Source organism: Okeania sp. SIO2C9 (assembly GCF_010672455.1).
Lineage (GTDB): Bacteria > Cyanobacteriota > Cyanobacteriia > Cyanobacteriales > Microcoleaceae > Okeania.
Genome location: NZ_JAAHGO010000001.1, coordinates 80,480 through 101,966 on the forward strand (window position 1 = coordinate 80,480; position 21,487 = coordinate 101,966).

Consider the following 21,487-nt stretch of genomic DNA (forward strand, 5'->3'; position numbering starts at 1 on the left):
AGGGGTTGAAACACCCTGGATTCTGTGGCAAATCCACCGCAAATGGAACGGGGCGTTATCTAATAACTGAGTGCTAATTACTATAGACTACATCGACGACTTAACGCTAATTTCAAAAGTGCTTTATATTTTTTATCGCTGATACTATAAGCTCCAAATCTTTCCAAGTGGGGGTTATTCATCTGAGCATCAAAAAAAACAAACTGTCGCTCCCTGAGTCGCTCCACCAACTTTACCATCGCCACCTTCGACCCTTCAGGAATATTGTAAAACATTGACTCCCCAATAAAACCCCCACCAATCACAATTCCTAAAATCCCACCAGCAAGCTCATCTCCTTGCCAAGTCTCAAAACTATAAGCATACCCCGCTTGATTCAAAGCTTTGTAAATCTGCTTGAGTTCCCCAGATATCCAAGTTGTTTCTCGATCTGCACAACCTTCAACTACAGCCTCAAAATCCTGATTAACACCAACAGTAAAACGATTTTGATTAATTATACGACGTAGTGACCGTGGATAGCGAAATCTTTCATCCAAAGGAATCAAAGCTCGTTTCCGACTACCATACCACTCTAAACTATTTTCTCCATCATTCGCCATGAGGAAATAGCCCTGAGCATATCCTTGTATGATGGAGTTAATGTCATATTCTATCATGGAATTACCATTAACAATTTATAATAGAAAATTTAAGATTATGCCTGAACCAATAAAACCAATTACTTTACCCATAGCAGAAAACCCCGAACAGGAAGGGGAATGGTTGCGAGCTTCCTTACACAAATGGCTCAATCAAGAGTTTATCCCGGAAAAAGTTAATGAGGACATTGCTCAAAGAGCAGCCCAAATATTTATTCGCCACCGTATGGAAGGAGAAAATGATTTAGGCTCATTGGTAATTGCTATTGTGACAGAAATGCAAGCCTTTGATTTTTCTCAGAGTTTTTATGGAGAGTTCGCGATCGCCAATGCTGTTAGTGACTTACTATTAGATAGTCTGGGAATAGAGCGCTGTTGTGGACAATAAAAGATTTTAATATTCCCAGTTCTTACTTTTTTAGGGGGGGGTTTGGCATAATGGGCGCTTGTTTTCCCATCTTTTATATCATGTCTTGATAATAACGATGTGGAAAAAACTTGTCCTCTTGCTTCAACAGCAAATCTTTCTATTTTCCCTACTCCCCTACTATCCTAATTATCTGAATAATAAGTATGCAACTGGACATAATATTACAGGTGGACAAACTGATTTGTTTAACCCACCCCTAAGTAAGAGATATAAGACTTTCAGCTAACCTGAAAGCTCAGTGTAGATAGCTATAAACTACCAACTAGACTTAACAACTCCTGGTAGAAGACCTTCGTGAGCCATTTCTCGGATAACGTTACGAGATAGTCCAAAATCCCGATAATAACCTCTTGGGCGTCCAGTTAACCAACAACGGTTTCGCACGCGAGAAGGGGCACTATTACGAGGTAATCTCTGGATTTGACGATGGATTTCTATTTTATCTTCTAAATCTTCTGCTTCTTCAAATTGCAGTTTAAGCTCTGCACGTTTAGCAGCATATTTTTCTACTAATTTTTTGCGTTTTTTCTCACGCTCGATCATGCTCTTTTTTGCCATGATTAGTTTCTTTAGTTGCTCCAAATAATCGGTATTTTTAATTTTAAGGTATTTACCCAATCTCTAATAATACCATAGATTTTTTTAGGTATGGGGAGATGGGGGATGGGGAGATTGGGAGATTGGGAGATTGGGAGATTGGGGGATGGAACATTTTTTTATACTGAATTAAACGGATTTGATATTAAATCCTCAGCACTTACGCAGAGACTCTACATATAGCAAGGGCGCCATTCGGAGCTTGGCGGAACGCCAATACCATTCGCTCCTACAGATGGTGCTTTAAAAGTTAATTTGCGTAAGTCCTGGTTCTTAAAAGTTTAGTATTGCTAGAAATTTTACTATTCCTTATTCCCCCGCTCCCCCGCTCCCCCCGCTCCCTATTAAGTAGGTTTCTGCAATTCTGCGGTCGAAGGACATAACTCAGCCAATAAACATTTATCGCAGGCTGGATTTTTGGCCTTACAAACTGCCCGGCCATGATAAATTAATCGGATTGACCAATTTTCCCAATCAGGTTGAGGTAGTAACCGCATTAAATCTCGCTCTATTTTAATTGGATCGGAATGTTCTGTTAAACCCAATCTTTGACTTAACCGTTTAACATGAGTATCTACTGTTACCCCTACAATAATTCCGTAGGCATGAGCTAAAACTACATTAGCTGTTTTCCTTGCTACTCCTGGTAGTTGTAACATTTGTTCCATCTGCTTTGGCACTTGATAGTCGAACTTCTCAACAATCATTTGGCAAGCAGCTTTAATATTTTTGGCTTTATTACGATAAAATCCTGTGGAGCGCACTAGGTTTTCTAATTCTTCAATATCTGCATTTGCTAGTGCTACAGCATCAGGGAATTTTTCAAATAGGGCAGGTGTAACTTTATTGACTCGTTCATCTGTACATTGAGCAGAAAGGATAGTTGCCACAAGTAACTGTACTGGGGTTTGATAACTCAGGGTACAGGTGGCATCTGGATAAAGACGTTTGAGACGAAGGAGTATTTCGAGCGATCGCTTTCGCTTCGCTGAAAATTTACGAGTTGTCACCATTATTGGGAAGGAAGATGGAAGAAGGAAGAGGCAGGAAGGAAAGAATAATTTATACCATAAGGAAGAAGGAAGAGGCAAGAGTAAGGAAGGAAAGTAAAATCAACCACTTTTTCCATCTATATCTTTAACTTATTTTACTCAAGAACTTAATTTTCGAAAGAAAAAAAAGGACAGGACTGACCCACGAGGAAAGTAGCATTTGAGATTGCTTCCCTGTGGGTCGCAATGACAGAAATACGTTCTAATGCGTAAGTCCTAAAGGAAAAACAACCTATCGTTCAACTTATACTATGTCCGTTGAATAGTGCCATAGAACTCCGTTCCGCTTACGCGATGAACAAAAACTTTCTTCTTCTTTTACTTCTTGTTTTCTCCTGACTCCTGACTCCTGGCTCCTGACTCCTGACTCCTCCTAAAATATTCAACCGGACATGATACTATCTTTTACCTTTGGAGTAACGATCGCACTCCCTCCAGATTAGCAGTATCTCTAATAACTAAGAAAATTCCTAAACCTAACAATAGCACTAAACCTGTCTGCATTACATTTTCCTGAATATTCATAGGTAAGGGTTTACCTCTTACTCCTTCTATGAGTAAAAATGCTAACTGACCGCCGTCTAAAGCGGGTAAAGGTAAAATATTAATTACTGCTAAGTTAATGCTAATCAATGCTGCAAATTGAAATAATTCCCCGACATTATCTTTAGCAATTTTGGCCCCCATGTCTACAATGGCCACAGGTCCGGCCAGTTGTCCTGCTGTCTGACTAAAGTTACTAATGAGTTGCCCAAAACCTTGAAGTGTTAAAACTACAATCCTTTGAAATTCGTTAGCACCGACGCTAAAAGCTGCAAAAATGTTGTCAGGGCGATGTCGCACTATGTCTCCATTGGAAATTAGTTGTACTCCAATACGACCTTTGCCATCATCTCCTAGGTCTGGTGTGACTTCAACAAATAGTTGTTGTCCGTCACGCTCAAGTTCCATCTCCAAAGGTTTATTCGGACTATTTTGAATTGTTTCTACTAGGGTAGTAATAGCTTCTTTGTCCGGGCCTAATTGCTGGTCGCCAACGGATAAAATAATATCATTTGCTTTGATACCTACTTTAGCAGCTGCGGAGCTAACCTCTGTAGCAACTGCTGGAACTTTTACTCCGGGAGCATAGTTAAAATCTGGTATGCCAATAATACTCACTTGAGTAACTAATAGAAAATAAGCAAATATTAGATTGGCAATTACTCCCGCACTGAGAACGATCGCTCGGTCGAGGATAGGGCGGTTGCGTAATAGGTCTGGGTCATCTTTGGGAATTGTACTGTCGGGGTCATTATCGGGAAAACCCACAAAACCGCCAAATAGAAAGCTGCGGATAGCATATTCTGTTTCTGGCCCTTGATATTTCCATAATATGGGGCCAAATAAGCCAATGGAAAAACGATTAACGTGGATTTTTTGGAGTCGAGCTGCCAGAAAATGGCCTAACTCGTGAACTACAATGAGTGCGCCTAAAACTGCGATCGCTAACAATACGGACATTAGTTATTCCTGTTAAGTTTCCAATTATATAAAGTTAAACCTTTATTATAGAACCTTGATGGGATCTATTAGGCATCTCCAGAAAAGAGGGAGTAGGGAGTAGGGGGAAAGAATTGATGAATAGGAGTGCCATAATTGATTTTATTTTTGATTATTGGAGATGTCTATTTATGTACTTACAGTAGTTTTGGAGTTGATGAGGTACAAAGTTTTAGGAGTTTAGGGAATAGAGATTAATATTAAACTGTACCTCACGGTTCCTCAAAAGTGCTTTCATTAATGGATAATTGATAATTACCTCGGGTTTTAACCGTTACGGAATTGAATATAAGGAAATACTATTTCTTTTCTCTTGGTCGATTGGATATGGCGCAGGTTTCGGAGCCATCCCACCCTTCGGGAAGCTACGCTAAGAGCACTTTTTTCCATTAAAAGGGGAGGCTTCAAGGCGCGAATTATTTAATTATTAATTATTCGGTAAATATAGATCGCTAGGGTTTTGACTCAAACAATCTTGAAATAGTTGGGAAGCTTGACTGAATTTTATTTGATAATAAAATATGATTGCTTCTTTATATATATGTTTTGTAATTGTCTTACCATCATAATATTCAGGTGGATCTGCATCAAAAACTTCAAATACTGTCACCATTTCTGCTTTTCCCTTTACCTTAACTCTATCAATTAATCTAATAGAATATTTTCCTGGATTTTCTAATGATATAAATGTAGAATTACTCATTAATAAAGACACATCATATAATTTGGTCAGTTCTTCTAAACACTCGTCTTTTCAACATCAAGAATATGACTTCCTATTTCTGTGATTTCCTGCAAAGCAGCCTGCAAGTTTCCTCCATATAAATTTTTACTTTTAGCTATTTTCAACAATCCATTCTGTTGTTTTTTTAGACTATATTCTCTAGTTCATATTCCCGACTACGCTACAATTTTTTCTTGAATTTCTCTTTCTAAAACAGTATTTGCTTTTACTAACTCAGCAGTACGTAAACGCAATTCTTCTGTAGCTTCTTTAACTCTACTTTCTAACTCATCATAAGTATGACGACGGGCTATTTCTGCTCTTTGGCGAAGTAGTTCAGAAGTTGCTCTAGTCGCAAAAACTTTCATCATTGCTATGGTATTTTCTGGGTTAGCTAAAATTTTATTATTAACCACACACAATACCCCAATTACTTGATGATGTTCATCTAACAATGGCATTCCTAGATAAGATTCAGCTTTCATATTTTGCAAAATAGTTTTGTCAGGAAAAATTTCCTGAATTTTTTGGGGATAACAACATAATTTCTCTTCATTAATAACTGTTCCACAGGGTAAATTTAGGAAATTATATTTGATATTATCTCTGATTTTTCCCTTTCCCCAAATAGCTAATGTTTTTAACTCGAAAGAGTCGTTAATTTTTTCACTAACAATTACATAAGTAACATTCAAAGCTTTTGCTAAATTTTCTACTCAAGCTGGAAAAAATTCTTCTCCTGTAACAGAAGAAGTTGCCACAACAATATTTTGTAATATCTGTTCTGTTTGTTGACGCTCTAATATTTGATGTTGTAATTCTCGATTAACTGCTTCTAGTTGTTCCGGCGTTTTTAAAGCCAGAAATTGAGGCAAAAGTGTAGCCATTTGTAAAGCTGTATAACAAGAAACTAAAGCAGTTAATGCTTGTTCTACCCCGGAAAACCAGTAAGCAGGATACCACAATGTCCAGATTTCTACTAAATGACCAAACCCACATAAAATAATGAATGCTCCAAATAAAATGAATACTCCTAAAAATGGAACTTCTTTTTTTCGTTTACAGAGAAAATACAGCAACATTGTTGGTATAGAAAAATAGGCGATCGCTATTAGTAGATCGCTCAGAAGGTGGAGCCATACTAATGAAGTTTGCCATAAATAGCAATTACCGTGAGGCATATATTGAGTTGGAGAAAAAATTGTTTTTAATAGTTCCCACATTTTCATTTTTATTATCTTAAATTATGATTACTATGGAGGAGTCAGGAGTTAAAAGTTAAAAGTCAAAAGTTAAAAGTCAAAAGTTAAAAGTCGGAATTCAGGAGGTAAGAATAAGGAAGAGGATAAGAAAGTTTTTGTTTCGTGCTATTAAGCTTACATTATATAAAGCTTCTGGATACCTTAAATTTTAGATACAGGATTTCTTTATTTTTGACTTTTGATGTTATTTATGTTGGGATGAGTTTGTATAAACCAAAAGTTCAGCAATTAACAATTAACAATTAATAATTACCTCTTCTTAAAACGGATAGGATTGACTAAAAGGATTTTTTTGATTCTCTTGGTCGATTGGATATGGCGCAGGTTTCCTCGCTATCCCATCCTACGGATGCTCCGCAAACGATCGCTTTATCTCCTTAAAAGGGGAGGCTTCAAGGCGTGAATTGTTGAATAAATAATTATTAACTATCAACTCTTAATTATTCATTATTCATTATTCATGATTCAGTAAATATCTACAGAAAATTTAAGTTTTTTCCAGCTTTAAACCTTCTTTCCTCTTCCTTCTTCCCTCTTCCTTCTTCCCTCTTCCTTCTTTCTTCTAGTACCAAAAGGTGAAGCCCTAAGTTCTGTCCTTACTTAGGGCCTCATTTTATCACTCAATTGCACATGCGATCGCATTTAATTCTCGGTTTTAATCTTCAATCATTGGGTTTTACCAGTTAAACTATCCCGGCGTATAAATTTGTGTATAATATTGGAGCCAGGAGCTGGATGCGAGCCAGCATTTCAATGATATTTTTCCTCGAAACTCGTTCTCGCGACAGTGATGAATATTAAGCTTGGAGTAATAGCTTCATCTTGAAAATGTAAAAAATATTGCCTCTACCTATTTGGGCTACTTCGCTAATAAAGCGAAGGTCAGAATCGAACTGACACTATAATATTTCTACGGTTTAAATTAAAGTTTGAGATTTAATTTATACTCCAATTTAATAATAACTCAAACTATAAAATTTGACAACTTAATTAACTAAATAAATATTGAAAAATACGCTCTCCAACTCTTTGTTCTTCTGTCTCAGAATTATTAGCTTCTTCACGAGCAAACTTAACAGCTTGGGAAAGCTTTTCTAACTTTTCCAACATTTCATTAACCCGACGTGCAGGCAAAGCACCAGAAAATTTTACCGTCCGCCAATAGCCAATAGTAACATCTTCATAATATACCTCCACTTGTGCGGGGTGATGTTCCGTTGCTTCGGCCTTAACGTGGTTACGAGGAGTTTTGAAAGTTCGCAAAGTTTGGACTGGTTCCGTTGCCCAACAATCAGAAGATTGGTCAAATGTCCAAGTATCTGCTGCATCCAAAACAGGCAATTTTTTAATAAAAGACCGTAAGTCCGTAAACTGCTTTTCTAGAAACAATAGATAACTAACCGGAGCTTGAGTCAACAGAGTTTGACCATCCACCACAACATCAGCGCGGGCGGTACAGTTTGTCCAATCTTTTGTTGCCGTCACATCAAACAACTTGGTTAATACTTCGGCGGTTTTGCGGATAATCTCTTGTGCTTTAACCTCCAGCTTTTTCGACTCTGGTGGGAGTTGTTCTCCCTCCTCATCCTTGGGGCGATAAGTTCGAGAAATACCGGAAAGTAAAGCGGGTTTCTGCAAAGCTTTTTGAGCTTCTGCTAGTTCCTGCACTGACCGACTTTTAATTCCTTTTTCAATCGCAATAATTTGATTTAGTCGTGCCATCTAAGTCCATTTGTTTTTGTATTACTTGTATTATATTGTAATTTATGACAACTGTCTACCACAATTGATCGGGAAAAACAGAAGGCAGATGGCAAAAAGCAGATGGCAGAAGCTTTGTAGTCTACCTTTGTAAAAACCGCTTTGAAGAAGGAGACAGGAGACAGGAGACAGGAGACAGGAGACAGGAGAGAAATTACATGGGGATTCTAACCCCAAGTAATGCGCGAACACCGCGGGTGACGGTGGGGTATTAAACCCATAAAGAAAATGATAAAACTCAGATAACACCAGATTTTTCCTTTTTTCCTCCTTCCTTTCTTCTTTCTTCCTTCTTCCTTCTTCCTTCCTCCCTCTTCCTTCTTCTATAAGCTAAAATAGATTTTGTAGAGTTCAAGTCAAGCAATGAGTTTAGAAAAAGATTTATTCAAGCAATATTTAAGACCTATGAGAGAAAAAGACTTATTGAAAACTTTGAAAAAAACCGCAAAAAAAGCTTCTAAGGCGAACATTTCTATGGTCAAAAAATCAGATGATTATCGTTTAAGTAAAAAAGCAGAAAAAAAGATGATTTTATCTAATTTAAAGTCGGCAAAATTGTTGCGATCGCTAATATTCATAAAATAATGTTACTTTCTTTAAATTTGACAGTAACGTAAGCATTTCCTGCGGAATGCTGCGCAAACAGCTATTAGCTGTCAGCTAGCCTCCTAGGTCGGAACTGCGTGAACAGCAACAATACTTTCTAATATAGGATAGTGTTTAAATTAAAATAGAATTTAAGGGCAAGGGAGGCAACTTTTGTAGTAAGACAATTAATAAAGCTTTTATCCTATATTAAAAGCAATAGCTGATAGCTGAAGTCCGCAGTTCCGACCATAGGAGGCTGGTTGACCGCTGAATGCTTACACAGTAACTGCTAATTTTTCTTGATTTTTAGTCTATCAAAGTAGGTAATAAAATAGGAAAAAGGCAATTTCAGTTATCAGTTATTCAGTTATCAGTTATCAGTAACTCTGCCTGTTTGCGCAGCATTCAGTAGGAAATTCAGAGTTTTGAAATATTGAACTTTATTTTTTTTCATCCCCTTTTAAAGGGATAAAAAAGATCATATTCATTTTATTCTTATGTATTAGTTTCTTCCCTATTCCCTCCATACTCCATACCTAAAACAAAAGTCTCCAATATCTCACAACTAAAACTATATTGCTATATAAATAAAACTTAAAACTTAGGCAACACCAGATTTTTCCCTCTTCTCTTTTCCTCTTACCTTCTTCCTTCTTCCTTCTTCCCTCTTCCTTCTTCCTTCTCAATCATGAGCAATAATCCTAATCAAATTTATGTCGATACTGATTTAGCAAATAAATTAACATTAGAAAGTGAAGATGTTAAACAATTACTTTTAGCCAATAACATCGCTACATTATCTGCAGCAATAAAAGGGCAAAAAATTAGCCTAGACTTAATAATTAAGGCATTACAAGATAATTCACAAGAAATACAATGGAGAGCTTATGCTATTTTGCAGGAAATAGAAGAACCTCAAGTTATACAAGCATTATCAGAATATCAATGGGAAGCAGTTAGATTTTTAGAATTATATGCAAATGGTAATAGAAAATTTATTAGGGCTAATCTCTGTAATGCTGAATTAATAGATGTTGATTTGAGTCGGATTAATTTAAGTTCAGCTAACCTCAAAAATTCTAACTTAAGAAATACAAATTTTAGTCATGCTAATTTGCAAAATGCTAATCTAACAGATGCTTATTTGAGTTGTTGTAATTTCAGTCATGCTTGTTTGAAAGGGGTTGATTTTACTCGTGCTTTTATGTGGGGAGCTAATCTCAGTAATGTTGACTTAAATGGAATGTATTTAGTAAATATAAACTTCAGTCATGTTAATTTACAAAATGCTAACTTAAGTCTAGCTAATTTAAGTTATGCAAACCTGAAAGGTGTTAATTTTTGTCATGCAAATTTGAGGAAGATTATTCTCAAAAATGCTAATCTAAGTAACATTAATTTGAACAGGGTAAATTTACAGGAAGCTAACCTGAGAGATACTAATTTAAGTGGGGCTAATCTTCAAGAAGCTGACCTGAAAAACGCTAATTTGAAATATGCAGAATTATGGGATGCTAATTTGAGTAAAGCTAATTTTTTTGGTGCTGACCTGAGTAATGCTAATCTAGAATCTGCAAATCTTCAGGATGCTAATTTAGAAAATACTAACCTTAAGAATACTAATCTAGAAAATGCTAATTTAGAAGGCTGTAAATTACCGTAGATGGGAGATGGGGAGTGTGGGGAGTGTGGGGAATGTGGGGAGTGTGGGGAGTGTGGGGAGTGTTGGGAGATGGGCAGATCAAGGCACCGAGAAACAAAAATCTATTGCACAGTTTTAGGTGTGCCACTCCACTACTGGATTGACACAGTGGGGGGACGGGTTTATCTAAATTTAATGTTGAGCAATTAACTTAACGCGGAACCCGCCCTTACCCGATGCTACATTTTAGGTGTGTCACGCTACTACTCGAATCCCTGACTCCTGACTCCTGACTCCTGACTCCTGACTCCTGACTCCTAGTTCCTCCGTGTATGTGTTGTCATATAATGACAACGATTAATATTTTTCCACATTACACGGAGATTTAAGTCTTGGGTATAGAACTGCGCAGCTATGTATACATAGATAATTTGCAACCTCAACACGCCGCTTATATCGGTACAGTAGCCCTTGGCTTCTTGCCCCTACCTGGGGATACCTCTCTGTGGGTGGAGATTTCACCAGGTATTGAAATTAACCGAATTACTGATGTGGCCCTCAAGTCTAATTCTGTTCGGCCTGGGGTACAGTTTGTGGAACGACTTTATGGTTTGCTAGAAATTCATTCCAGTCGTCAGGGAGATACGAAAGCTGCTGGAAAGGCGATTTTACAAGCTTTGGGAGTGGCGGAACGCGACCGCCTCAAACCTCGTATTGTCTCTAGTCAGGTGATCCGGAATATTGATTCCCACCAAGCACAATTGATTAATCGTAATCGTCGAGGCCAAATGCTTTTGGGTGGACAAACTCTCTATGTATTGGAAGTACAACCTGCTGCTTATGCTGCTTTAGCTGCTAATGAAGCGGAGAAAGCTGCTCTAATTAATATTTTGCAAATTCAAGCGGTGGGTAGTTTTGGACGGCTTTATTTGGGCGGAGAAGAACGAGATATTTTGGCAGGTTCTCGAGCAGCTTTAGAGGCCATGCAAAATGTTTCTGGTCGGGAACACTCTAACCAAGCTCAAGAATAAATTTATAGCAGAAGAAAGAAGAAATAAGGAAAAATCCGGCGTTGTCTGAGTTTTAAGCTTTTGATTTGTCTTAACTCTTCTTTCCACTGCTATAGAATAAAATTTACGCAAAAACGCTACATAGCTGTAGTTAAAACTATAGTGCCACACTATATCTAGAGTTTACTGCTCAAATAATTTAGAACAGAAGGAAGAAGGCATTTAGTTATCCAGGAGATCAGGAAAAATCTGGCGTTGTCTGAGTTTTAAGCTTTTGATCTGTCCTAACTCTTCCTTCCACTGCTATAGAATATAGAATTACCGTATAAAATCTAGTTTTATGTATATAATTACACATTGATTTACTCTGTCTAGTCAAGTGTTTTTCGGAGTCATCAGGTAAACTTGTTGTTCTTCTTTTCTGTTCCCTACAAATATGAGAATTGCTATATGATAATTATGCATAGGTACTTAAAAATTTGTACATAACCAATTTTGTTAAAACTTGTTCCTGAGATAGAAGTTGCTATAAATTTAACAATGTCAGAAAAACTTAAGTTAATGGTTGTTGATGATGAACCTAATAATTTGGATTTACTATATCGGACTTTTAGACGTGAATTTAAAGTTATTAGGGCAGAAAGTGCTAGTGTAGCGATGGAAATTCTTGAAACTGAAGGGGAAATGGCTATTATTATTTCTGACCAAAGTATGCCAGATATGACAGGTATTCAATTTCTGAGAAAAACAAAAGATAGCTTTCCTGATACTATTCGTATTTTGTTAAGTGGTTATGCTGAAGAACAAATAAATTGTGATGTTAATGATATAAAGCAGGCTAATATTTTTAAATGTGTAACTAAACCTTGTGCTCTTCCAGAACTGAAAGTTGTTATTCAAGAATGTGTGGAATTATATAAGGCGAAGAAGGGTTTTTAACTGAGTCAGAAGTCAGAAGTTAGAAGTTATTTTTGTAACGGAGATGGATGAGCAAAACTCCAAAAATATTTCGCCAATCAAGGTGGGGTTGCGCGACCCAATTATTTTCATAAGTAAGACAGAATAAAATACTTGAAGTTTGTCAAAAGAATATAGCAATTATATTCTGATTGTCTAGAAGATATAATAGTTTTTAATTTTGTTAAAAGTAGAAAATAATATGATTTTTGACAATAGGAAATTAGCCCTGAAAGTGGTGAACATTTCAATAAATTGTTGATTATTGCCAATTAGGTAAGTTATATGTATTTTGTTTTTCTAGTTTTGATGATTAACTTATTTTTAATTCAATTGATATAGATTTGAAAAGAGGAACAAGAAACGAAAAAACAGGTAATTAAAATATTCTCAAAATACTGATAACTGAATTGATGTATAAAATATAATTAAAAATTGTTAAGCTTAAGCATTATCTATAGCAGTCGAAGGAAAGGTTAGGACATATCAAAAGCTTAAAACTCAGATAACGCAAGATTTTTTATTCCTCCTTATTCCCCTCTTCCTTCTGCTATGAGAGCCAATATTAATGATTTGGCCATGAAAAACATAACTTGCTCTTAACCTAAACTTGGAGATTAATTATAAATGCTGAGATTAGAACATATAAGTAAAATTTATCCTACAGGTGTTGTTCTTAAAGATGTTAACTGGGAAGTTAAACCAGGCGATCGTATTGGTTTAGTGGGTGTAAATGGAGCAGGAAAATCTACTCAATTAAAAATTATTATTGGGGAAATAGAACCTTCTTCTGGAGAAATTATTCGTCCTGCTAGTTTAGAAATTGCCTACTTAAATCAAGAATTTGAAGTAGATCCTAATCGTACTGTGAGAGAAGAATTTTGGAGGGTATTTAAGGAAGCAAATGAAATTCATGAATCTCTACAAACTGTACAGCGAGAAATGGAAACTTCTACTCCAGAACAGTTGGATGAATTGATACATAAATTAGACCGTTTACAACGACAATTTGAAGGTTTAAATGGTTATGGACTAGATGCAGAAATTGAGAAAATTTTGCCTGAAATGGGATTTGAACCGGAAGATGGCGATCGCTTGGTTAGTGCTTTTAGTGGTGGTTGGCAAATGCGTATGAGTTTGGGTAAAATTATCCTACAAAATCCAGATATATTATTGTTGGACGAACCTACGAACCACTTAGATTTAGAAACAATTGAATGGTTGGAGGATTATTTGAAAAAGTTAACTACTCCTATGGTGATAGTTTCCCATGACCGAGAATTTCTTGACCGTCTTTCTACTCAAATTGTGGAAACAGAACGAGGAGTTTCTAATACTTATTTGGGTAATTATTCGGCTTATTTACAACAAAAGTTAGAAAATCAAGCGGCACAACTGAGTACTTATGAACGACAACAAAAAGAAATAGAAAAACAACAAGCTTTTGTGGAACGTTTTCGCGCTAGTGCTACTCGGAGTACTCAGGCAAAAAGTAGAGAAAAACAATTAGAGAAAGTAGAACTTGTAGAGGCACCTGTAGCAGGATTAAGAAGTTTAAGTTTCCGTTTTCCTCCAGCACCCCGCAGTGGTAGAGAGGTAGTAACAATTAAAGATTTAGTTCATACTTATGGGGAGAAAATTTTATTTTTAGGAGCAAATTTAGAGATAGAAAGAGGCGACCGGATTGCTTTTTTGGGGCCGAATGGTTGTGGGAAATCTACTATTTTGCGGATGATTATGGGAATGGAAGAACCTACAGAAGGTACTGTGAAATTAGGTAATCATAATGTTATTCCTAGTTATTTTGAACAAAATCAAGCGGAAGCTTTAGACCTGACAAAAAATGTGATGGAAACTATCCATGATGAGGTGCCGGAGTGGAAAAATGAAGAAGTAAGAACTTTGCTTGGTAATTTCTTATTTAGTGGTGAGACGGTATTTAAAAAAGTAGCTGCTTTGAGTGGGGGTGAAAAGGCACGTTTAGCTTTAGCAAAAATGTTACTTAAACCAGGTAATTTTATGTTACTTGATGAGCCAACAAATCATTTGGATATTCCGGCAAAGGAAATGTTGGAGGAGGCGTTGAAAAATTATGATGGAACTGTGGTTATTGTTTCTCACGACCGTTATTTTATTTCTCAGGTGGCAAATAAAATTGTGGAAATTCGTGATGGTGATTTTCATGTTTATTTGGGAGATTATCATTATTATCTAGATAAGATTGAGGAGGAAAAAGAGGCAGAAAGGGTGGCAAAGATTATGGCTGAAAAAGCTGCTAAGAAAGCTGAGAAAGCTGCTAAGAAGAAACAGAAAGATAAGGAGAAAGCTGCGGCTAAACGTAAGTGAGGGGAGTAGGGGAGTAGGGGAGTGGGGAAGTGAGGGAGTAGGGCAGTAGGGGAGAGATAAATATACAGCAAATTCAACTTTAGCGAGGTATACCCATCGCGGGCAAGATGCCCGCACTACAAACATTTATGGAACAATTCTTACTCCTACCTCCTCTCTCATTCCCATTTCTCCTGTCTCCTGTCTCCTGTCTCCTGTCTCCTGTCTCCTACCCCAGCAAAAAGACTTTATAAGCGCAAACCCTAACTATGTCTATTTTTATTCACTTTGAAAATATAATTTTGTTGACCTACCTCACAATATCTATGGGTTGGAAACAACCTATTGTGAGACCATTAAATTATCAAATTAATCCAGTAATAAATCAGTTATTGACACAAAACTCTCAACCAGTCCCAGCAGAATTAACAGAGATTTTACCGAAAATAAAACAACAAACTAAGGTGCCAATTTTACTTCCGAGTCAATTATTAATTACAGGCACGGATAATCAAATTTATGTTGGTGGGAAAGGCACAAATAATAGTTATGAAATAACTTTAGCTTTTGAAAAAGATTGTACTGCTAATGCTTGCTCCATTGGTTATATGAGTGGAGAAAAAGGAGGCAAACCTTTAGATGAGGAATTTAGTCGAGAATTGAGTTTAGTACAAGACATTAAAGGATATTTTAGACCTTTAACTTGTGGAGCATCTTGTGCGCCTCCAATTATTGGGTGGGAATATCAAGGAGTATTCTATCGTATCTCTTTAAAAGGCGTTGGTCAAAGTCCAGAAATTGAGGGGGATACTTTGAAAAAAATGGCTAATTCTGCTATAGAAGCAGGAGCAAGGTGATATTTTTGTAGGGGAGTGAGGGAGTAGGGGAGTAGGGGAGTGGGGGAGTAGGAAAGAAATCGAAATACATCCTCTTTCTTTTACTTTTAATTAGACCTGAGGTAATCATAGCTAACATCATTATGTAATCTGTTCCCATTGATATTTGGATAAAAATACCGTAGGTTGGGTTGGGTTGTCGCTTAACCCAACAAATATAAAAGAAAATAAATCGGGACTTACCCATGAGGTACGAAAAACTAGGATTTGATCTCAAATCCGTTGAATTGCACATAAAAAAAATCTTCAATCGTCATAACTACGGTCATCTTTGTAATTCTTTCTCCTCCTGACTCGGTCCTCCTGACTCCTGAGTCCTAAACAGTTAACCTATCTATAACTGTTTACAGCGCTTTTCAAATTGATGAACCACATCTTCACAAGCAAAATCCTGTAGGGACGTTCCATGGAACGTCCTTACTGTAGTCTACCCAAATGAAAACCGCTGTAACCGGATTTGATATGAGATTGCTTCCCTATCGGTCGCAATGACTGAAAGTGGACTATGTCTCTAATTGCTGCAATTTCTTTTTTGCCCACTCCCGCAGTTTTTCGTCTGGGTCATTTTCTGCTCTGTCTTGTAATAGTGGGAGAGTTTGCTGATGGTCTGGATATTGTTTGACTATTGCTTCTAGCGCTATTTGTCGAGGGTTGGTTTGAAATTCATGTTCGCGTTGAAAGGGGTCATTGAGGGCGCTGTGATCAAACAATTCTAAAATTCCCGGTTGATTTTTCCAACCAGTAGCAATTTGTCGCACTGCTTCACCTCGTACTTGCCAATTCTCATCAGACTCTACCTTTTGTTTGAGTAATTCTAAAATTTCGGGTTGATTGTTCCAACCAGTAGCTATTTGTTTCACCGCTTCAAGTCGCACATCCGAATCTTCATCAGACTCTACCTTTTGTTTGAGTAATTCTAAAATTCCCGGTTGATTTTTCCAACCAGTAGCAATTTGTCGCACTGCTTCCCGTCGTACTTGCCAATTCTCATCAGAGTTTACCCATTGTTTGAGTAATTCTAAAATTTCGGGTTCGTGTTTCCAACCAGTAGCTATTTGTTTCACCACTTCAAGTCGTACATCCGAATCTTCATCAGAGTTTACCCATTGTTTGAGTAATTCTAAAATTTCGGGTTCGTGTTTCCAACCAGTAGCTATTTGTTTCACCGCTTCAAGTCGTACATCCGAATCTTCATCAGAGTTTACCCTTTGTTTGAGTAATTCTAAAATTCCCGGTTGATTTTTCCAACCAGTAGCTATTTGTAGCACTGCTTCCCGTCGTACTTGCCAATTCTCATCAGAGTTTACCCATTGTTTGAGTAATTCTAAAATTTCGGGTTCGTGTTTCCAACCAGTCGCTATTTGTGTCACCGCTTCACGTCGCACATCCGAATCTTCATCAGAGTTTACCCTCTGTTTGAGTAATTCTAAAATTCCCGGTTGATTTTTCCAACCAGTAGCTATTTGTAGCACTGCTTCCCGTCGTACTTGCCAATTCTCATCATAGTTTACCCATTGTTTGAGTAATTCTAAAATTTCGGGTTCGTGTTTCCAACCAGTCGCTATTTGTTGTAGCGCTTCACGTCGCACATCCGAATCTTCATCAGAGTTTACCCATTGTTTGAGTAATTCTAAAATTCCCGGTTGATTTTTCCAACCAGTCGCTATTTGTCGCACTGCTTCACCTCTTACTTGCCAATCTTCATCAGAGTTTACCCATTGTTTGAGTAATTCTAAAATTCCCGGTTCATGTTTCCAACCAGTCGCTATTTGTTTCACCGCTTCAAGTCGCACATCCGAATCTTCATCAGAGTTTACCCATTGTTTGAGTAATTCTAAAATTCCCGGTTGATTTTTCCAACCAGTAGCTATTTGTTTCACCGCTTCACGTCGCACATCCGAATCTTCATCAGAGTTTACCCATTGTTTGAGTAAGTCTAAAATTTCGGGTTCGTGTTTCCAACCAGTAGCAATTTGTCGCACTGCTTCCCGTCGTACTTGCCAATTCTCATCATAGTTTACCCATTGTTTGAGTAATTCTAAAATTCCCGGTTGATTTTTCCAACCAGTAGCTATTTGTTTCACCGCTTCACGTCGCACATCCGAATCTTCATCAGAGTTTACCCTCTGTTTGAGTAATTCTAAAATTTCGGGTTCGTGTTTCCAACCAGTAGCAATTTGTCGCACCGCTTCACCTCGTACTTGCCAATTTTCATCATAGTTTACCCATTGTTTGAGTAATTCTAAAATACCCGGTTGATTTTTCCAACCAGTAGCTATTTGTTTCACCGCTTCACGTCGCACATCCGAATCTTCATCAGAGTTTACCCATTGTTTGAGTAATTCTAAAATACCCGGTTCGTGTTTCCAACCAGTAGCAATTTGTCGCACCGCTTCTCGTCGTACATCCGAATTCTCATCAGAGTTTACCCATTGTTTGAGTAATTCTAAAATTCCCGGTTGATTTTTCCAACCAGTAGCAATTTGTCGCACCGCTTCCCGTCGCACATCCGAATCTTCATCAGAGTTTACCCATTGTTTGAGTAATTCTAAAATACCCGGTTCGTGTTTCCAACCAGTAGCAATTTGTCGCACCGCTTCTCGTCGTACATCCGAATTCTCATCAGAGTTTACCCATTGTTTGAGTAATTCTAAAATTCCCGGTTGATTTTTCCAACCAGTAGCAATTTGTCGCACCGCTTCCCGTCGCACATCCGAATCTTCATCAGAGTTTACCCATTGTTTGAGTAATTCTAAAATACCCGGTTCGTGTTTCCAACCAGTAGCAATTTGTCGCACCGCTTCACCTCGTACTTGCCAATCTTCATCAGAGTTTACCCATTGTTTGAGTAAGTCTAAAATACCCGGTTGATTTTTCCAACCAGTAGCAATTTGTCGCACCGCTTCCCGTCGCACATCCGAATCTTCATCAGAGTTTACCCATTGTTTGAGTAATTCTAAAATACCCGGTTCGTGTTTCCAACCAGTAGCAATTTGTCGCACCGCTTCACCTCGTACTTGCCAATCTTCATCAGAGTTTACCCATTGTTTGAGTAAGTCTAAAATACCCGGTTGATTTTTCCAACCAGTCGCTATTTGTTTCACCGCTTCAAGTCGCACACCCGAATTCTCATCATAGTTTACCCTCTGTTTGAGTAATTCTAAAATTTCGGGTTCGTGTTTCCAACCAGTAGCAATTTGTCGCACCGCTTCACCTCGTACTTGCCAATTTTCATCATAGTTTACCCATTGTTTGAGTAATTCTAAAATACCCGGTTGATTTTTCCAACCAGTAGCTATTTGTTTCACCGCTTCACGTCGCACATCCGAATCTTCATCAGAGTTTACCCATTGTTTGAGTAATTCTAAAATACCCGGTTCGTGTTTCCAACCAGTAGCAATTTGTCGCACCGCTTCTCGTCGTACATCCGAATTCTCATCAGAGTTTACCCACTGTTTGAGTAATTCTAAAATACCCGGTTCGTGTTTCCAACCAGTAGCAATTTGTCGCACCGCTTCTCGTCGTACATCCGAATTCTCATCAGACTCTACCCTTTGTTTGAGCCAAATATAAGTTGAATTTTCATCCCTCCAAGTTGTAGCTACTATTTCCACCGCTTGAGTACAAATTTCACGAACTAAGGCTAAATTTTTATAATAAATTTCTATATAATTAAGGTTAACACTTAGATATTTAGAAGGTTCATAATAATAACCAAGGTCATACTCAGTCAGTTCTTTTAACCTATTTAATAACCGAGACACCACATCACCAATACCATGACGACTCCTAACTTCAGACAAACACTTACCCGCCAAAAATAAATTCAGAAACTTTTCCTCTTCCCCATCTTGTTCCATCAAATAACTAATAATTTCTCCCACAAACTTCGCATCAATCATCCCCGCAATTAACCGCAACACCTCATGCCATTTTTCATCCTGCCAATGCTTACCAAAAACATCCTCAATTAATTCATCTTTAGAAATTTTCTGTTCCTTTTCAAACTGCAAAACAAAACTCCAAGCACAAAAATATTCCAAAAAAGTTCGATGCACAAAAGCATAATATTCAGCACCAACAAAACACAAAACAAAATTCCGACTCCGCAACTGCTCCATCAACGCCCTAGCCAAAGTTCTTGCATCATTAATATCTACACTTTTTAGATACTCCCAAATAATCCTTTCTAAATCATCTCCCAAAATCAAATTCCCAGCTAAACCCGCAGTATTTCCCTGCATAAAAAAAGCTACTCCACGCAAAATTGCCTGCTTATCTTTATAGTCAATAGTTATCGGGTCAATTTTAGCATCAACTAATGCTCTTTCCATATCCCATTGATGTAATAAAACCCGCGAAGCTTGATTATAAAGTTCCGCTCTATCTCTAGGCAATTCTTGATTCCGATTCAGAATAGCCATCATAGTTAATAACAGAGGATTTCCCGACAATTCTTTAATAGCTGGAGAATCCTTAATAGCCCGTTTTAACCTTTCCCTTTTCCTCTCCTTTTCCGCCTCATCTTGATAAGTTAAATTATGCCAACGTTGAATAAAATCCTCAATTTGTTCCTCTTGCAAATCCTGCAACATAAAATGATAAAACTCAGCATCCCGGAGTTTTTGTAGCTTATAACCAATCACCCGCGAAGTAACAATAACCCGCACATTTTTATAATCATTAGTAAATCGATGAATATCAGTAATTATTTCCTCTCGTTTACCAGGATCGAAAACTTCATCCAATCCATCAAACATCACAATAGCATCGCCATTTTGTAATTTTGCATGAAGTTCCTGTTGAGGTAATTGACAAATTATTCCGCTACCTTTTTCCAAAAAATTCAGAAAATTTTGGCATTTATTAGCATCATGGTTCCGAACATAAGTCCGTAGTTCAATTAATATAGGAATTGGCTGTAAAGGCAAATCTTTCAGAGGTAATTCTGCCCATTGAAGAGCCATATATTGTAATAAAGTAGACTTGCCAGAACCAGGGTTCCCCAGAATAACTAAATATTGATAATTGCTATTTTCAACTAACTCTAAAACCGAGGGAGTCTGCTGTTCAAAATATCTGCGTCTAAGACTTTTTAATCTTTCTTGAGAAAGTTCTTCCTCAAACTGCCCAGTCTCCTTTAATCGCTGCCGATATTCTTTAGGAATTTCATGTACTTGAGGCAGAAACTCCTGAGATTCCCGGACATTTTGAGGAATAAACATTCGCCATAATTTCAATTGATTATAAGCATAACCACTCGTATCTAAACTTTCTAATTTCAGATTTCCATATTGTTCTCGGATTCCCTCCTGATATTTTTCCAGGTCAAATTCTGGTTTAATTTCCGTATTTTGATTTGCCAATTTATCCAGATTTTCTGAATTTAAGATTTCCCGTAATTCATCAGACTCGCGAATAATCTTTTTCACCCTTCTCCGATATTGCTCGGCAACAAAATTCCAGTAAAATTCATCTGGCAAACGTGGATTAATTTCATTCCCAATAGTAACTAATATTTTTGTATCTAATACTTTGATTTCATTATCAAAAGCACTAACCAAAACTTCTAAAATAGACTTATTTTCAATAAACTTTTTTAAAGGTTTAGTATATTTCTTTAACTCACCTTCACTCAATTCCGCATTTTCTAACTCTTGCTGTATCAAATCTAAAAAATATTTAATAGCTTGTGCCGTAGCTTTTTGTAAAACTTTTCCATTTGTTATGCCACCAATAGCATCAGAAATACCTTGTTTAAAAAAATCTTTAACATAGTCTTCAGCAGTACCCTTAGCTAATTCTCCAATAACTTCCTGAGCAATAAATTTAACCGCTTCACTACCCCCCCAAGCAATTAACCATTCAATCATAATTATTTCATCTGTTATGTGTTAGTTATTTTTCATCAGGATTTACGCAAATTGACCTTTGAAGTACCATCTGTAGGAACAAATGACATTCGCCCTTGCCATCTGTAGAGTCCCTGGGTAAGTCCTGTTTCATTATAAAAAAATTAGGAAGAATTTATAGCAGTATAAATGAGAGCTAAAGCCCAAC

General features: G+C 37.2%; 17 protein-coding genes. 8 read left to right on the forward strand and 9 right to left on the reverse strand.

What is annotated here, in order from left to right; all coding sequences use genetic code 11:
* Positions 1-80 precede the first annotated feature (80 nt).
* Positions 81-659, reverse strand: coding sequence for a leucyl/phenylalanyl-tRNA--protein transferase (gene aat / locus F6K23_RS00320; protein WP_293149419.1), 579 nt, complete (start codon positions 657-659; stop codon positions 81-83).
* Between the two features lie 40 nt (positions 660-699).
* On the opposite strand from aat, the gene F6K23_RS00325 reads away from it, so the two are divergent.
* Complete coding sequence (locus F6K23_RS00325) at positions 700-1,029, forward strand: hypothetical protein (RefSeq protein ID WP_293149421.1); 330 nt, start codon at positions 700-702, stop codon at positions 1,027-1,029.
* 297 nt (positions 1,030-1,326) lie between these two features.
* Here the strand turns inward: F6K23_RS00325 and rpsN are convergent, their stop codons facing one another.
* Positions 1,327-1,629 carry a 30S ribosomal protein S14 gene (gene rpsN / locus F6K23_RS00330; protein WP_124146600.1) on the reverse strand — a complete coding sequence of 101 codons (303 nt, stop codon included), beginning with the start codon at positions 1,627-1,629 and terminating at the stop codon, positions 1,327-1,329.
* Positions 1,630-1,719: 90 nt separating this feature from the next.
* On the opposite strand from rpsN, the gene F6K23_RS00335 reads away from it, so the two are divergent.
* Positions 1,720-1,851 (forward strand): hypothetical protein, encoded by a 132-nt coding sequence (locus tag F6K23_RS00335; protein ID WP_293149423.1) that lies wholly within the window; start codon positions 1,720-1,722, stop codon positions 1,849-1,851.
* Between the two features lie 161 nt (positions 1,852-2,012).
* On the opposite strand, the gene nth is transcribed toward F6K23_RS00335, so the two are convergent.
* The 6 genes from nth to F6K23_RS00365 form a co-directional block, all read right to left on the reverse strand.
* Positions 2,013-2,681, reverse strand: coding sequence for an endonuclease III (gene nth, locus F6K23_RS00340; RefSeq protein ID WP_293149425.1), 669 nt, complete (start codon positions 2,679-2,681; stop codon positions 2,013-2,015).
* Positions 2,682-3,125: 444 nt separating this feature from the next.
* The gene (gene rseP / locus F6K23_RS00345) at positions 3,126-4,223 is read right to left on the reverse strand and encodes an RIP metalloprotease RseP (RefSeq protein ID WP_293149427.1); all 1,098 of its coding nucleotides are present in this window, start codon (positions 4,221-4,223) and stop codon (positions 3,126-3,128) included.
* Between the two features lie 466 nt (positions 4,224-4,689).
* Positions 4,690-4,965: a hypothetical protein gene (locus F6K23_RS00350; RefSeq protein WP_293149429.1), complete on the reverse strand. Its 276-nt coding sequence runs from the start codon at positions 4,963-4,965 to the stop codon at positions 4,690-4,692.
* Positions 4,966-5,162: 197 nt separating this feature from the next.
* Entirely contained in the window at positions 5,163-5,681 is a 519-nt protein-coding gene (locus tag F6K23_RS00355; protein ID WP_293149431.1) for a GAF domain-containing protein, read from the reverse strand.
* A gap of 21 nt (positions 5,682-5,702) precedes the next feature.
* Positions 5,703-6,209: a hypothetical protein gene (locus F6K23_RS00360; protein WP_293149433.1), complete on the reverse strand. Its 507-nt coding sequence runs from the start codon at positions 6,207-6,209 to the stop codon at positions 5,703-5,705.
* Between the two features lie 1,029 nt (positions 6,210-7,238).
* On the reverse strand, positions 7,239-7,970 hold the full coding sequence (locus F6K23_RS00365) for a hypothetical protein (RefSeq protein WP_293149435.1): 732 nt from the start codon (positions 7,968-7,970) through the stop codon (positions 7,239-7,241).
* A 402-nt stretch (positions 7,971-8,372) separates the two neighbouring features.
* Between F6K23_RS00365 and F6K23_RS00370 the strand changes: the two genes are divergently transcribed.
* The 6 genes from F6K23_RS00370 to F6K23_RS00395 all read left to right on the forward strand — a co-directional run bounded on the left by F6K23_RS00370 (position 8,373) and on the right by F6K23_RS00395 (position 15,388).
* Positions 8,373-8,594 carry a hypothetical protein gene (locus tag F6K23_RS00370; RefSeq protein WP_293149437.1) on the forward strand — a complete coding sequence of 74 codons (222 nt, stop codon included), beginning with the start codon at positions 8,373-8,375 and terminating at the stop codon, positions 8,592-8,594.
* Between the two features lie 691 nt (positions 8,595-9,285).
* Complete coding sequence (locus F6K23_RS00375) at positions 9,286-10,260, forward strand: pentapeptide repeat-containing protein (protein ID WP_293149439.1); 975 nt, start codon at positions 9,286-9,288, stop codon at positions 10,258-10,260.
* Positions 10,261-10,631: 371 nt separating this feature from the next.
* Complete coding sequence (locus F6K23_RS00380; RefSeq protein WP_293149441.1) at positions 10,632-11,270, forward strand: hypothetical protein; 639 nt, start codon at positions 10,632-10,634, stop codon at positions 11,268-11,270.
* 474 nt (positions 11,271-11,744) lie between these two features.
* Positions 11,745-12,188 carry a response regulator gene (locus tag F6K23_RS00385; RefSeq protein ID WP_293149443.1) on the forward strand — a complete coding sequence of 148 codons (444 nt, stop codon included), beginning with the start codon at positions 11,745-11,747 and terminating at the stop codon, positions 12,186-12,188.
* A gap of 645 nt (positions 12,189-12,833) precedes the next feature.
* On the forward strand, positions 12,834-14,552 hold the full coding sequence (locus tag F6K23_RS00390; protein WP_293149445.1) for an ABC-F family ATP-binding cassette domain-containing protein: 1,719 nt from the start codon (positions 12,834-12,836) through the stop codon (positions 14,550-14,552).
* Between the two features lie 248 nt (positions 14,553-14,800).
* Entirely contained in the window at positions 14,801-15,388 is a 588-nt protein-coding gene (locus tag F6K23_RS00395) for a hypothetical protein (protein WP_293149447.1), read from the forward strand.
* A gap of 542 nt (positions 15,389-15,930) precedes the next feature.
* On the opposite strand, the gene F6K23_RS00400 is transcribed toward F6K23_RS00395, so the two are convergent.
* A complete protein-coding gene (locus F6K23_RS00400) occupies positions 15,931-21,300 on the reverse strand; it encodes a HEAT repeat domain-containing protein (RefSeq protein WP_293149449.1) in 5,370 nt (1,789 codons plus the stop codon).
* Positions 21,301-21,487: the final 187 nt, after the last annotated feature.